This window comes from Bradyrhizobium zhanjiangense (genome assembly GCF_004114935.1).
In the GTDB taxonomy this organism is placed as follows: domain Bacteria; phylum Pseudomonadota; class Alphaproteobacteria; order Rhizobiales; family Xanthobacteraceae; genus Bradyrhizobium; species Bradyrhizobium zhanjiangense.
The window spans coordinates 9,082,834-9,097,476 of record NZ_CP022221.1 but is presented as its reverse complement, the minus strand read 5'-3'; the positions used below and the strand labels follow the sequence as shown (position 1 = coordinate 9,097,476).

Below are 14,643 nucleotides of genomic sequence, written 5' to 3'. Positions count from 1 at the left end.
TAACCCACCTCTTTTGCATCCGTTGAGACAGACAGTGGTGGGTTACGCCTTCGGCTAACCCACCCTACGCATCCCGCAAGTTCACGCCGCCTTCGCCTGCACATCATCGCAAAACTCGGCGAGCCGATCCGCCAGCCGCAGCGTCGCGGGGCTGGCGCCCGGTGCGGCCATCAATGCCACCTCGGTGCGGTTGATCGGCGCAAAGCCGTCCTTGGCGGTCAGCACGCGGTGGTCGGACTGGATGGCCATCTCCGACAGGATGCTCAGTCCCATGCCGGCGGCGACCGCGGCCTGGATGCCGGCGAGACTGGATGACGTGTAGGCAGTGTGCCAGGCGCGGCCCGCGCTTTCCAGCGCGTGGATGGCGCCGGCGCGATAGATGCAGCCGAGCGGAAAACCGATCAGCGGCACCGACGACACGGTGACGTCGACCGGATGGCTCTTGCTGGTGACCCAGTGCACCCGCTCGGGCCACACCGCGATGGCGTCCTTCGCGCCAGCCTCGCGCTTATAGAGCGCAAGATCGAGTTCGCCGCGTTCGAGATCACGGGCCAGATGCTTGCTCTGGTCGGCGCGCACATCGAGCCGCAGGCGCGGATGCGAGCGCGAGAACGCACCAAGCAGTTTCGCCAATCGGTACGCGGCAAAATCCTCGGGAATGCCGAGCCTGATCGCGCCTTCGCCGTCGGGCTGGCGCAGCACATCGCGCGCCTCCTCGGCGAGCGAGAGCAGCCGCCGCGCATAGAACAGCAGCCGCTCGCCGGCTTCGGTCGGGCGCACGTCCTTGCCGTCGCGGTGCAGCAGCACCTGGCCGACATCCTCCTCCAGCCGCTTGATCTGCTGGCTCACGGTCGATTGCGTGCGGTGGACGCGCTCGCCGGCGCGGGTGAAGCCGCCGGCCTCGACCACCGAGACGAAGCTGCGCAGCAGCTCGAGATCGAGCATGGCCGCCTCCATTCGAGAACCCACTGAAGAGAAGTTAATCATTTAATTTCCAAATGACAAGCCGCGTTCCTAGATCGAGGGCTCCAGGAGAATGCCCTCATGTCGCTCGCCCCATCGATCGCCGTCCCCCGCAGCCGTTTCAATGCGCTGCCGCTCACTATCGGCCTGTTCTGTCTGCTCTGGAGCTACGCCTTCGTCGCCGGCAAGATCGGCGTCACCTATTGCCCGCCATTGATCCTCCTCGCGGCACGCTTCTCGCTCGCCGGCATTCTGATCCTGGGCGCGACCTGGATTCGCGGCGACGGCTGGTCGCTGCCCTGGCGCGACGCCGCGATCTTCGCCGTGCTCGGTATCGCCAACAACGCGCTCTATCTCGGGCTTGGCTATACCGGCCTGCAATCGGTCTCCGCCGGCCTCGGCGGGCTGATCGTGTCGGCCAATCCGGTGTTCACGGCTGCGCTCGCCGCGCTGCTGCTCGGCGAAAGCATGACCTGGCGCAAGGCGGCGGGCCTGCTGCTCGGCGTCATCGGTGTCACCTTCATCGTCTGGCACCGTCTGTCGGTGGGTACCGACAGCCTGCACGGCATCCTGTTCACGCTGGCTTCGCTGGCCTCGATCGTTGCCGGCACCATCCTGTTCAAGCTGCTCGCGCCGAAGGGTTCGTTGTGGATCGGCAACGGCATCCAGAATATCGCCGCCGGTATCGTGCTGGCGCCGGTCGCGTTCACCTTCGCCGACGTTCACGCGATCGTGCTCACCCCGAGCCTGATCGGCGCCTTTGCCTTCCTCGTGCTCGGCGGCTCGATCCTCGCCTACCTGCTCTGGTTTCATCTCCTGAAAGTGTGCGGAGCGACGGCGGCAAGCAGCTATCATTTCCTGATGCCACCGCTCGGCATGCTGTTCGCCTTCGTCGTGCTCGGCGAACACGTCGAGGCCCGCGATTTGCTCGGGATCATTCCAGTCGCGCTCGGCATTTATCTGGTGACGCGGCCGGCAAAGCCCGTGTCGTAACAGGAGTTCATCATGCCCGTTTCCATCACCCTGATCGGCGGCCCCACGGCGCTGATCGAGATCGACGGCTTTCGCCTGCTCACCGACCCGACCTTCGATGCGCCCGGTGCCTATCAACTGCCGCATGTGAAGCTGGAGAAAACGATCGGACCTGCGGTGAGGCCTGACGCGATCGGCCCGGTCGATGCGGTGCTGCTCAGCCACGACCAGCACTCCGACAATCTCGACAATTCCGGCCGCGAATACCTCTTCAAGGTCAAGCGCGTGCTGACGACCGAGGCGGGCGCAAAGCGCCTCGGCGGCCATGTCGAGGGCCTTGCGCCCTGGAGCGCCGCGCATCTGAGGGACGACGACGGCAATACGCTGACGATCACCGCGACGCCCGCGCGCCACGGCCCGGCCGGCATCGAGCCCTTGTCCGGCGACGTCATCGGCTTCGTGGTGTCGTCGAGCCGGAAGGACACGCGTCCGGTCTATATCAGCGGCGACACCACCTGGTTCGACGGCGTCGCCGAAGTCGCGCGCCGCTTCAAATGCGGGGTGGTGCTGCCCTTCGCGGGCGCGGCGCAAACGCGCGGGCCGTTTCATCTCACCATGGACACCAACGACACCATCGAGACTGCGCGTGCCTTTCCCGATGCGATGATCGTGCCGGTGCACACCGAAGGCTGGGCGCATTTCCGCCAGAACAGCGAGGATCTGCGCAAGACCTTCGACGTGCTCGGCTTCGGGACGCGGCTACGCCTGCTGGAGCCAGGCGTGCCGACGGTGATCGAGGCGCCGTGATTTCGCCACGTCGCCATTGCGAGGAGCCCTTGCGACGAAGCAATCCAGAATCCTTCCGCGGCGGCAGTCTGGATTGCTTCGCTTCGCTCGCAATGACGGAATATGCCGTTAGTCCTTCCGGAACACGATCGATGCCATCCATCCCGTCATCAGCGCCATCGCCGCGGTGGCCAGGCCGTAGATCAGCCCGTTCTGCCGCGCGCTGGTGGCGACGAACTGCTCGAAGCCGACTTTGACGATTTCGAACGCGGTCTCGGTCTTGCCGATGAACGCGCCGTTCGCAAACAGCTTGATCTCCACCTCATAGGTGCCGATCGGCACCTCCGCCGGCAGTGGAATGCCGGTGCGGAACAGCGTCGGCGTCAGGAACGTCACCGCGCTCGCATCCTCGCGATAAAGGCCGTGCTGGGTGCGAAGGCGGATGAAGGCGGAGCGGAACGCGTCGTTCGGCACCACGTCGGCATAGTCGCCGCTGACCCGTTGGGTCAGCCGCACGTTGTTGAGCCCGATCTGCTGCCGGCGCGCGATCTCGGGCGAGGTGATGGCGTCGAAGGGACGGTTGGCGAACAGCGCCAGATAGCTCGGCACCTGCAGGAATTGCCGGTAGTCGGTGTTGATCCAGATGCCGAAGGTGCGTTCTTTCCGCCGCGTCACCATGTCGGCGCGCGGGCCCATCACGGTGACCACGAGATCGTAACTGGTGCGGTTGGCTGGCGTCGTCGCGTCCTTCTCCACCGAGCCGAACAGCACCAGCTCCTCGCCCGAATAATTCGGCGTCACGGTGACGCGGTGGTTGGAGACCGACACGATCAGCCGCTCGGCGCGCGCGGCCGAGCCGAGCAGCAGGACGAGAAGGAGGGCGAGCAGCGCGCGCATCAGGTGCTCACTCCCAGCTCGCGGATGGTGAAGAGGTCCTCGGGGCGGATCACCAACTCGATCGCGAAGCGGACCCCGACCGAGAGGATCAACAGGCCCAGCAGCAGCCGCAGCTGCTCGCCGCGGATCTTCTGCCCGGCGCGGGCGCCGAATTGCGCGCCGGTGACGCCGCCGACCATCAGGATCAGCGCCAGCACGGCGTCGACGAGGTGATTGGTCACCGCATGCAGCATGGTCGCGAACAGCATCGTGACCAGGGTGAGGACCATGGAGGTGCCGATCACCGTCGAGGTCGGCACCCGCAAGAGATAGATCATGATCGGCACCAGGATGAAGCCGCCGCCGATGCCCATGATGGCGCCGATGAAGCCGATCACGATGCCGACGACCACCACGGGAATCACCGACAGGTAGATCTTGGAGCGCTTGAACCGCATCTTCAGCGGCAGGCCGTGGATCCAATTGTGGGTGCGGCGCGGCGGCACCGCGCCGCGCCGGGTCCGCATCAGGGCGCGCAGGCCTTCGGAGAACATCAGGCTGCCGACGGTGGTGAGCAGCACGACGTAAGAGAGCGCGATCATCAGGTCGAGCTGGCCGAGCGCGCGGAGCTGGGTGAAGGTCCACACCCCCAGCGCCGTGCCGGTGACGCCGCCGCAGAGCAGGACGCTCGCCAGCGCCGGATCGATCGCGCGCCGCCGCCAATAGGACAGTGCGCCCGAAAAGGACGAGGCCGCGATATGGCTCGTGACGGAGGCAACTGCGACCGCCGGCGTGATGCCGATGAAGATCAGTAGCGGCGTCATCAGGAAGCCGCCGCCGATCCCGAACATGCCGGAGACGAAGCCGACCGCGGCGCCCATGGCGAGCACCAGGAAGACGTTGACCGGAAGATCGGCGATCGGAAGGTAGAGCTGCATTGAACCACGCGCCGGGCGGGACGGATCGACTAACGCGGATTGCTCGCGGGAAGGTCGGAACGATTGCCGCCCCCCTCAATAGCGGAATTCGCCGCAGGGGTGGATCAGGAATTTTGGGCGTGGTGAATGGGTGCGGTGAGAGCGTGATGATATCCGTGATCGTCGCCGCAACGGAGGTGCGCTCCCTCCCCCGCGTGCGGGGGAGGGCGGGGGAGAGGGTGCCTCCGCAGCGGGACTCCCCAAGAGGACAAAGCCCTCACCCGGCGCGCGGGACGATGCTTCGCCTCGCCCGGCACGCGCCGATCTCTCCCGCAAGCGGGAGAGGTGCACCGAGCCCGTGGTCGATCGACTGAACCTTGAGTGTCCACCTTCTCCGCTTTCATGCCCCGGCTTGACCGGGGCATCCAGTACACCGCGGCTTCTCCGCACCACACCGGCGTCTCTGGAATACTGGGTCGCCCGGTCCCGGCTCCGCCAAGGCTACGCCGGGGCCACAAGGGTGCTCGGCCGCCGAAGCTTCAGCGAAGGCGGCAAGCCGGGCGACGACAAGAGGAGAGTGCGACCGCGCTCAATGCGCCGCCGAGGCCGAGCGCTTGGTCGCGACTTGCTTCGGTGCGGGCTTGGCGCTCGACTGCGGCGCGCTGTCCCAGCCGCCGGCGGGCGTCGCGACATTGACGGCGTCATCTGGCTGCGGCTCGGCGCTAAAAGTCTGGATCGCGAGCTTGGCTGCGGCGAGCGATTGCGGATCGAGCCGCTTGGCGACGTCGTCGCGCTTGCCCGCCGCATCCGCATCGCCCTGGGCTGCCGCCAGGCTGAACCATTTGTAGGATTCGGCGAGGTTCTGCTCGACGCCGATGCCGCGGGCATAGAGGATGCCGAGGTTGAACTGGCTGTCGGCGACGCCGCGATCGGCGGCTTTGCGGAACCACTGCGCTGCGCTCTTGTAATTGGCGCCGCGTCCGCCGCCGTCGGCATCGAGCACGGCCAGATTGTGCATCGCCTTGGCGTTGCCGCGCTCGGCGGCCTGCGTGTAGTAGCGGCGGGCGATGTCGGCGTCCTTCTTCACGCCGAGGCCCTTCTCATAGAGCGTGCCGAGGCGGAAGGTCGCGGGGACCACGCCGGCCTGCGCCGCGCGGTCGTACCATTTGGCGGCTTCATCGTAGTTCGTAGCGACGCCCTTGCCCTCGGCAAAGCGCACGCCGATCTCGTAGGCCGCAGTCGCATCGCCCTTCATCGCGGCGGTGCGCAGGCCCGGACCGCCGATGCCATCAGGCAGCTTCTCGCTCGGCGGCACCTGGATGAGGCCGAGCTTGACGCGGCTCGTGCCCGACAGCGCGCCAGTGACGTCGCTGGAGGCAGGTGGCGGCGGGGCCACGGCAGGCGCGGGCGGGATTTCGACCGAGGCCGAGCTGCCCGGATTGGCGGCCGGCGTCGGCGCGGCATTGTTCTGGGATTGTCGTCCGATCGGCGTCGGCGAGGTCATCGACGGCGTGACCTGCTCGGGCGTGGCGGGCTTGCTCTCGACCGGGGGCGGGGGAGCCAGCGGGGGGGGCTGGCTCGACGTATTCTCCATGGCCTGCGGCGCTGGCGGCACGCTGCCGCCATCGAGCAGGTTCATCGCCATCTTGAAGGTGCCGAGCACGATCACGACCACGCTCGCGCCGACCAGCAGCGAGCGGATCTTCGCGGTGATGGTCGAACCGCCGTCCTTGCCCTTGTCCTTGGAGCGATCGGCCCCGGCCTTGGCGGCGCGGCCGGTCTTTTCTGGCTGCGCGGCGGCGGCCTGGGCGGCGCGGCGCGCAGCGGCGATGAAGCTCGACGACGACACCGGCTCTTTCGGAGCAGTGGGAATTCCGCTGATCGCGCTCTCGGAGGCGGCAATGCGCTCCGACGGCGTGGCGACGCGTCCACCCGGCCGTGTACCCGGCTCGAGCGGATGATCCGGCGGCAATTCCGGCGCCAGCGCAGCCCGTGCAGGCGCGGTATGCGGCTCCAGGATTTCGCTGATCGCGCGCGGCGGCAAGGGTGATGTGACTTGCGGCGCCGCCGGCACCGGCGGTGGCGCGGCGGGGGCAGCGGCATGGAATTCGCGCGGCGCGGCGACGAAAGCGGCCTGCGCTGCATGCGCGGCGGCCGGGTTCGGAAGCTCCGGCTTCGGATCGTATTTCGGCTGCTGCTGTGGCGGCCGCGGCTCGCGCGCCATCGGCGCGGGCTCCATCGGAGCGGGCATCGGCATCTGCGGCGCAGGGGCGGGCGGCGCGGTGCGCACCGCGCGCAGATCGCCCTCGATCATGGAGAGGCGGTCGACGACATGGCCGAGCGTGTTGTGAACGGCTTCGAGCGAATCCTGCGTATGCCGGTTGGTCTCGGCCTGGCTGAAGCGGATGTCGGAGAGCTCGCGCTTGACGAGATCGACCATGCCGGAATCGGCAGTCGGCGCCGAATTGCGGCTCTCGGCCAGCGCGGAATAGGTCGCCTGCTGCCGTTCCAGGTGCCTGAGGATATCGTGCAGCCCGTCCTCGACGCGGCTCAAATTGCCGCTGCGCGGATCGGAGGCGGCTTCGATCCGCTCCAGCAGATAGGAGACGCGCTGCTCGAGATGGGCGAAGGTCGAGGCCGAGTCGTTGCCGACCTGCATGCGGTCGAAGCGGTCCGACAGCGCGCGGATCGCAGCTTCCAGATGCTCGGTGCTCTCGGACGGCTGAGGCCGCTCCCGCGTCTCGAGCGCGGCGGTGAGCGCCGCGATGCGCTGCTCCAGCACCGCAAAGCTGTCACTGGGGCCGGAGGCGCGGGTGATCTGGTCGACCTTGGACGACAGCAGCTGCACGTCTTCGGACAGACGCGCGAGCGCTTCGTTGGAGGCGACATTGGAGACGATGCTGCGCAGCGCCGAGATCGCGTCTTCGAGCTGGCGCACGGTCGAGGGATCGTCATTGGCGCGCAGGATCAGATCGAGCTTGGCGCCGAGATTGCGGATCGCCTCGTCATAGCCGGTGAGTTGCTCGGCCGGCGTGAGCGTGCGCAGCACCTGCTTGATGTCGGACAGCGCACGCTCGATGCCGGAGAGAACCTGGCCGTCGGTGCCGTTGGAGCGGGTCTCGTCGATGCGACGATGCAGCGAGCGGATCTCGTTCTCGATCGATTCGATCGCGCGCCGCGGCATTGCCTCGGTGATGGCGTGGCGGATCTCGGCAAGCTCGCTGCGGAAGGCGGTGATCGCCTGCTCGGTATTGTCAGGGCGCTGCAGCGACTCGATCTGGCTCGTGATCTTGAGCAGATGGCGCTCGAGCGACGAGAAGTCCGGCTGCGGGGGCGGCGGCGCGTAGGCGGGGGCGGGTGGCGCCGCCATCGGCGCAATCGACGGCGCGGCGCGTGGCGGCATCTGCCTGGGCGTAAAGCCGTCGAGCTCGCTCTGTCGCGCCGTGATCTCGGCGACCGCGACGTCGAAGGACGCGGGGCTCAGGGGTGGCGAATTGCGATAGACCTGGGCTGCCGCGCGCTCGACCGCATCGGCCTGGCGCTGGCGCGTCTCGACCGGTGACGGTGCTGGCCGCTGGGCCTGAGGCTGCTGCGGCTGCGGCTTCGAGATCTGCGACAGCCGCGCATCGAGCCGCGAGATCGCATCGTTGAGCTGGCGCGCGACGCCCTGCTCGCGCGACATGTCCTGCCGCGAAGTATCCTGGCGCTGGGCAGGCTTTGAAATCCGTTCGATCTGCTGAGTGATCGCATCGAGCCGCTGGTGGATGTCGGCGACGTCGCGGCTTTCCTGGCTCGGTCCTTGCGGGATGTGGTGCGGACGCTGGTCGTATGGTCCGCGAAAGTTCGGTGGCGCTGTCTCGCCGAGCGTGGAGTTCAGCCAATCGTTGAGTGACATGCCGGCTCTGCGCGCAGCAGCTTCGGCCCGCTCCCGGACGGAGGGATCGATGCCGTCAACACTCCACGATACGCGCGAATTCATGACTCTGTCCGGTTCCGACTCCGGCGCCCACCCGGCGCCTCCAGCCTCCCCACGCGTGCCCGGTTGTAAACACAACCGAATTTGGCGCAGGTCGTCTGCCTCGAAAACCGACTTTTTCCTGTTACGGTAAATAACGAGTTAAGGAACGCCGGCGCGGGTGTCTTAAAGTTGGGCGACGGAAACCGGGGGTGTGAGGCTGCGGTCGCTGTGCTCTTCGAGCGCAGCGGGTGGCAGCTTGCTCCACTCGGACAGTTCGAAGATCAGGAACCGAGGGCGGTCGCCAAGGCGTCGGCAGCGTCCCGCAATGCTTGCCTGCTGCCGTCGAACGGCCATCGCAGGAATTCATGGATCATTCCGTCGTACCGTCGCACGACAACGTCGACGCCAGCGCCCTGGAGCCGCCGGCCATAGTCTTCCCCCTCGTCGCGGAGGGCATCGTACTCGGCGGTGATGATGAACGTCCGAGGCAAGCCTGCCAAACTTGGCGCAAGCAAAGGCGACACCAAAGGGTCGAGCTTCTCTTCGTCTTTGTTGAGATAGTGATTCATGAACCAGTCCTGCGTTTCGCGGCTGATGTTGCCCCATTTCCCGGCAAACTCCCGTATCGACGTGTTTGATCGCCGGAAGTCGAGATCCGGATAGATCAGCAGTTGAAAGGCGATCTTGGGCGCTCCCGCATCCCTCGCCATCAGCGCGACGACCGCGGCTAAATTCCCTCCTGCGCTGTCGCCCGCGACCGCCAACCGCGAGGCGTCGCCGCCGATCTCGGCCGCATGGTCGGCGATCCATTTGGTCGCAGCGTAGGCTGCGTTGCGCGCGGCTGGATATTTGTTTTCGGGTGCGAGCGGATAGTTGACCGAAACCACGACGCTGCCCGTGGCATTGGCCAAAGCGCGTGCGAGTCCGTCATGGGTGTCGAGATCGCCAAGCACGAAGCCTCCGCCATGAAAGAAGACGATGATTGGACGGACCTGGCTGGGGGCCGGGCGATACACGCGAATGCGGCAATCGCCTGTGACGGTTTGGATCGCGCGATCCTCGACCTGCGCGACGGATTCGGGCTTGCCCAGAGCATTGGACATTCGCCGCATTCCGGCGCGCACTTGGTCCGGGGGCAGTTTGTGTAGATCGGCGAAGCCCGTTCCAGCGAGCCGCTTGAGGTGCGCTTCGACCTGCGGATCCAACGTCATGACGATAATCTCCGAAATTCAATTGACGTGACGGCGGCGATCGTGCCACTTGAAGTACAGTTCAAGTCAAGAGGGATGTGATGCTGTTGGACATCGCCGATGTCGCCCGGCAATCGGGGCTCGCGCCCTCCGCACTCCGGTTCTACGAAAAGCGTGGCTTGATCGAGTCGAGCGGTCGCAACGGCTTGCGTCGCACTTATGACGCCAAGACGCTGGACCGGCTGGCGCTCATAAGCTGCGCGAGACTGGCAGGGTTCTCGCTCGCACAAATCGGACGGTTTCTCGTTGCGACACCGAGCGACTCCGTGTTGCGCGCGCGAATGGCCGAACGAGCCGAGGAACTGGATCAGGAAATTTCTCGCCTGACCCGCATGCGGGATAGCCTCAGGCACGCTGCGATTTGCACACATACGCCGCTGGTCGAGTGCCCCGAGTTCAAGGCCCGCATCGGCGGGATCGCTCCTCCGCAGACGCGGTGAGCCGCGCCGCCGGCGGATCGATTCGCGGTCCGGGATGCCCTCGCCTCAAACGAGGTCTGGGCCTTACAAGTCACATGTTGCCTTCAGGGGACTGCCTGAGCGGGTGCCCGACTTAACCCTTCCCCTCGCGCTTGCCCTCGTCGATCGGCACCACCGTTGCCTTGCCGCTCATCGCCGACAGCGCCTCCAGCGTCTCCTCGCAGAAATCGGCCACCATCTGCTCGTGCCGGGCCCCTAAGCGGAGCAGCAGCAGGTTGCCGAGATCGAGCCGGCCTTCCGCCGTGCCGTCCGGAAAGCGCTTCTTCAGGATGCGCTCGTAATTGGCGTGGCGGTCGCGGTGATGCTCCAGGCGGGCCATCAGGTCAGTGCGCAGCGGCTCGATGTCGATGCTGTCGAGCGCATGCAGCCGCACCAGGAGGTCGTCCTTGGTCGAGGCCGGCGTGCTTGGTCGCGCGGCCCAGTGCCGCAGCGCTGTTCTGCCCTCGGGGGTGAGCGTATAAACCAGCTTGTTCGGCTTGCCCGTCTGCACGACCTCGCGGCCCTGGATGTAGCCGCGGTCACGCAGCTTGGAGAGCTCGCGGTAGATTTGCTGATGGTCGGCCTTCCAGAAGAAGCCGATCGAAGAATCGAACGTCTTGGCGAGCTCGTAGCCCGTCATCGGACGTTCCGTCAGGCATGCGAGGATTGCGTCGCCGAGTGCCATGACCGGCCTCCCTTTAGGTCTGACCAACCTGCTTGACTTTATGCGCATCGGCGCATATGCGTCAATGTGCATATGAGGCAGCTTGCGGACGGGGTCCAAGACCCCGACCGAAAATCCAGCGGAATCAACCTTCTCGCTACTGTGCATGGGGTTGTTTTCGCATTTATGCCCTTGCCCTAGGGAGGCACCTGAGAATGACCGGCCTCGATTCCTGGTACGCCTACATGAAGTCTCACGACCGCGCCGCGCTCTGGGACCTTCTGCACCCGGATGCCGTGTTCGAAAGCCCCGTCGTGCACACCCCGCAGCGCGGGCGCGACATCACTTTCAAATACCTCTCCAGCGCCGAGAAGGTGCTTGGCGGTCCCGGCTTCACCTATGTCGGTGAATGGCGCAGCGACAATGGCGCCGTGCTCGAATTCAAGACCATCATCGACGGCATCGAGATCAACGGTGTCGACATCATCAGCTTCGACAGCGAAGGACGCATCACCCATTTCAAGGTGATGGTGCGTCCGCTCAAGGCCATCAACATGCTGCATCGCCTGATGGCGGAGCAGCTTGCCGCCCAATCATGACACTGCCCTGAGGTTGCGGAACCCGCTAAGCTCGCGGGCAAGGCTGCGCCGCAGGAATACACGACATCACCACTTCAAGCCCCACGCCGGGAGAACGCCATGCCGATCTATAAAGCCCCTGTCGAAGACGTGAACTTCCTGCTCAACGACGTCTTCCAGATCGATCGCTACGACAATCTGCCGGGCTTCTCGGACGCGTCGAGCGACGTGCGCGAGGCGATCCTCGGCGAGGCCGCCAAGCTCGCCGAAGAGGTTCTGCAGCCGCTCAATCGCGTCGGCGATCTCGAAGGCTGCAAGCGTGCCGATGACGGCAGCGTCACCACGCCGAAGGGTTTTAAGGATGCCTTCAAGCAGGTCGTCGAGGGCGGCTGGCTCGGTCTGTCGGCGCCGACGGAATATGGCGGCCAGGGCCTGCCGGTGACGCTGAGCCAGGCGGTCAACGAATTCCAGATCTCCGCCAACATGGCGTTCTCGATGTATGGCGGTCTCACCATGGGCGCGACCGCGGCATTGCTGGTGCACGGCACGCCCGAACAGAAGCAGACCTATGTGCCGAAGATGGTCGCCGGCGAATGGACCGGCACCATGAACCTGACCGAGCCGCATTGCGGCACCGATCTCGGCATGCTGCGCACCAAGGCGGTGCGCCAGGCCGACGGCAGCTTTAAGATCACGGGCACCAAGATATTCATCTCGGCCGGCGAGCATGACCTCGCCTCCAACATCATCCACCTCGTGCTCGCCCGCATCGAGGGCGCGCCCGCCGGCATCAAGGGCGTGTCGCTGTTCGTGGTGCCGAAATTCCTGGTGAATGCCGATGGTTCGGTCGGGCAGCGCAACGGCGTGGTCTGCGGCTCGATCGAGCACAAGATGGGCATCCACGGCAATTCCACCTGCGTGATGAACTACGACAACGCCACCGGCTGGCTGATCGGCGAAGAGAACAAGGGCATGCAGGGCATGTTCGTGATGATGAACGAGGCTCGCCTCGGCGTCGCCGTGCAGGGCCTCGCGCAGTCCGAGGTCGCCTATCAGAACGCGGTCGCCTATGCCCGCGAGCGCATCCAGGGTCGCGCACTCACCGGCGCCAAGGCGCCGGACAAGCAAGCCGATCCGATCATCGTGCATCCCGACGTGCGCCGCACACTGCTCTCGATCCGCGCCTTCAATGAAGCCGCGCGCGCCTTCGTGATCTGGACCGCGCTGAAGAGCGACGTCGCCCACCGCTCCGAGGATCCCAAGGATCGCCAGGCCGCCGACGATCACATGGGCCTGATGACCCCGGTGCTGAAGGGCTTCCTCACCGATTACGGCTTTGCCAATGCGGTGCAGGCGCAGCAGATGTATGGCGGCCACGGCTACATCGCCGAGCAGGGCATGGAGCAGTTCGTGCGCGATGCGCGTATTGCGATGATCTATGAAGGCGCCAACGGCATCCAGGCGCTCGACCTCGTCGGCCGCAAGCTGCCGCGCGACGGCGGCCGCGCCATCATGGCCTTCTTCGGCGAGGTCATGGCCTTCGCCAAGGAGAACGGCGGCGACGAGGCGCTCAAACCCTTCATCACCCCGCTCTCGACCTCGCTCGGCCATCTCCAGCAGGCCACCACCTGGCTGATGCAGAACGCGATGGCGAAGCCGGACAATGCGGGCGCTGCCGCAACCGATTACCTGCATCTCTTCGGCTTCGTCGCGCTCGGCTACATGTGGGCGAAGATGGCGAAGGTGACGCAGGCGAAGATTGCCGAGGGCGGGGCGACGCCCTATCTCTCGACCAAGCTCGTCACCGGCCGCTTCTTCATGGAGCGGATGCTGCCGGAGACCGCCGCCAATCTCGCGCGCATCCAGGCCGGCTGCGCCACCATCATGGAATTGCCGGCGGAAGCGTTCTGAGCCTGCTTCCGCTGCCCGCTCCCAATCGATCTGAACATCACACCAGGAGGGCGTCATGCCTGAGGCATTCATCTACGACCACGTTCGCACCCCGCGCGGCCGCGGCAAGCCGGACGGCGCGCTGCACGAAGTCACGGCGCTTGCGCTCGCCACCGTGCCGCTGAAGGCGCTGAAGGATCGCAACAACCTGCCCAAGGATTCCGTCGATGACGTCGTGCTCGGCGTGGTCGATCCCGTCGGCGAAGCGGGCTCCGACATCGCGCGCTTCGCTGCGCTCAAGGCTGGTCTCGGCGAAGCCGTGCCCGGCGTGCAGATCAGCCGCTTCTGTGCCTCAGGTCTCGACGCCGTGAACTTTGCCGCCGCGCAGGTGATGAGCGGCCAGCATGAGCTGGTGATCGGCGGCGGCGCCGAATCGATGAGCCGCGTCGGTATCGGCGCCTCCGGCGGCGCCTGGCCGATGGATCCCTCGATGGCGGTGCCGGCCTATTTCATGCCGCAGGGCGTTTCCGCCGATCTGATCGCCACCAAATACGGTTTCTCGCGCGACGACGTCGATGCCTACGCGGTGCAGAGCCAGCAGCGCGCGGCCAAGGCCTGGGACGAGGGCCGCTTCAACAAGTCGGTGGTGCCGGTCAAGGACATCAATGGCCTCACCATCCTCGCCAAGGACGAGCACATGCGTCCCTCGACGACGATGCAGTCGCTGGCGCAGCTGCAGCCGTCGTTCACGATGATGGCGCAGATGGGCGGCTTCGATGGCGTCGCGCTGCAGTCGCATCCGGAGATCGAGCGCGTCAACTACGTGCACCACGCCGGCAACTCCTCGGGCATCGTCGACGGCGCCGGCGCCGTGCTGCTCGGCAGCAAGGAGGCGGGTGCGAAATACGGCATGAAGCCGCGTGCGAAGATTCGCGCCTTCGCCAACATCGGCTCGGAGCCGGCGATGATGCTGACCGGTCCGGTCGACGTCACCGAGAAGCTGTTTGCGCGCTCGGGCATGAAGAAGTCGGACATCGACCTGTTCGAGCTCAACGAGGCCTTCGCCTCGGTCGTGCTGCGCTACATCCAGGCCTTCGACATCGACAACGCCAAGATCAACGTCAATGGCGGTGCGATCGCGCTCGGCCATCCGCTCGGGGCGACCGGCGCGATGATCCTCGGCACCGTGCTCGACGAGCTCGAGCGCACCAACAAGTCCACCGCGCTGGTGACGCTGTGCATCGGCGGCGGCATGGGCACCGCAACCATCATCGAGCGCGTGTAATGAGCTGCCGTAGGGTGGGCAAAGCGAAGCGTGCCCACCACCGCTG

Annotated in this window: 12 protein-coding genes; 6 read left to right on the top strand and 6 right to left on the bottom strand. The window is 66.0% G+C overall.

Translation table 11 applies throughout. The features are described 5' to 3' along the window. Positions 1-81: 81 nt before the first annotated feature. A complete protein-coding gene (locus tag XH85_RS43475) occupies positions 82-945 on the bottom strand; it encodes a LysR family transcriptional regulator (protein WP_164939629.1) in 864 nt (287 codons plus the stop codon). A gap of 99 nt (positions 946-1,044) precedes the next feature. Between XH85_RS43475 and XH85_RS43470 the strand changes: the two genes are divergently transcribed. Continuing rightward, on the top strand, positions 1,045-1,956 hold the full coding sequence (locus XH85_RS43470) for a DMT family transporter (protein WP_128936840.1): 912 nt from the start codon (positions 1,045-1,047) through the stop codon (positions 1,954-1,956). A gap of 12 nt (positions 1,957-1,968) precedes the next feature. Beyond that, positions 1,969-2,742 (top strand): MBL fold metallo-hydrolase, encoded by a 774-nt coding sequence (locus XH85_RS43465; protein WP_128936839.1) that lies wholly within the window; start codon positions 1,969-1,971, stop codon positions 2,740-2,742. Between the two features lie 108 nt (positions 2,743-2,850). On the opposite strand, the gene XH85_RS43460 is transcribed toward XH85_RS43465, so the two are convergent. The 4 genes from XH85_RS43460 to XH85_RS43440 form a co-directional block, all read right to left on the bottom strand. Continuing rightward, positions 2,851-3,618, bottom strand: a complete 768-nt coding sequence (locus tag XH85_RS43460) for a TIGR02186 family protein (protein ID WP_164939628.1) — start codon at positions 3,616-3,618, stop codon at positions 2,851-2,853. Then, positions 3,618-4,535: a sulfite exporter TauE/SafE family protein gene (locus tag XH85_RS43455; RefSeq protein ID WP_128936838.1), complete on the bottom strand. Its 918-nt coding sequence runs from the start codon at positions 4,533-4,535 to the stop codon at positions 3,618-3,620. Before XH85_RS43455 ends, XH85_RS43460 begins: the two co-directional genes overlap by 1 nt. 568 nt (positions 4,536-5,103) lie before the next feature. Further along, positions 5,104-8,493, bottom strand: coding sequence for a tetratricopeptide repeat protein (locus XH85_RS43445; protein ID WP_128936836.1), 3,390 nt, complete (start codon positions 8,491-8,493; stop codon positions 5,104-5,106). Positions 8,494-8,753: 260 nt separating this feature from the next. Then, complete coding sequence (locus tag XH85_RS43440; RefSeq protein ID WP_128936835.1) at positions 8,754-9,683, bottom strand: alpha/beta hydrolase; 930 nt, start codon at positions 9,681-9,683, stop codon at positions 8,754-8,756. 80 nt (positions 9,684-9,763) lie between these two features. Here XH85_RS43440 and XH85_RS43435 point away from each other — a divergent pair, with 80 nt between their 5' ends. Further along, a complete protein-coding gene (locus XH85_RS43435) occupies positions 9,764-10,162 on the top strand; it encodes a MerR family transcriptional regulator (protein WP_128936834.1) in 399 nt (132 codons plus the stop codon). Between the two features lie 112 nt (positions 10,163-10,274). On the opposite strand, the gene XH85_RS43430 is transcribed toward XH85_RS43435, so the two are convergent. Next, on the bottom strand, positions 10,275-10,865 hold the full coding sequence (locus XH85_RS43430) for a PadR family transcriptional regulator (RefSeq protein WP_128936833.1): 591 nt from the start codon (positions 10,863-10,865) through the stop codon (positions 10,275-10,277). Between the two features lie 194 nt (positions 10,866-11,059). On the opposite strand from XH85_RS43430, the gene XH85_RS43425 reads away from it, so the two are divergent. From XH85_RS43425 to XH85_RS43415, 3 genes are all read left to right on the top strand, one after another. Continuing rightward, on the top strand, positions 11,060-11,443 hold the full coding sequence (locus tag XH85_RS43425) for a nuclear transport factor 2 family protein (RefSeq protein ID WP_128936832.1): 384 nt from the start codon (positions 11,060-11,062) through the stop codon (positions 11,441-11,443). Positions 11,444-11,542: 99 nt separating this feature from the next. Then, positions 11,543-13,333 carry an acyl-CoA dehydrogenase C-terminal domain-containing protein gene (locus XH85_RS43420; RefSeq protein WP_128936831.1) on the top strand — a complete coding sequence of 597 codons (1,791 nt, stop codon included), beginning with the start codon at positions 11,543-11,545 and terminating at the stop codon, positions 13,331-13,333. Between the two features lie 55 nt (positions 13,334-13,388). After that, complete coding sequence (locus XH85_RS43415; RefSeq protein WP_128936830.1) at positions 13,389-14,597, top strand: acetyl-CoA C-acetyltransferase; 1,209 nt, start codon at positions 13,389-13,391, stop codon at positions 14,595-14,597. Positions 14,598-14,643: the final 46 nt, after the last annotated feature.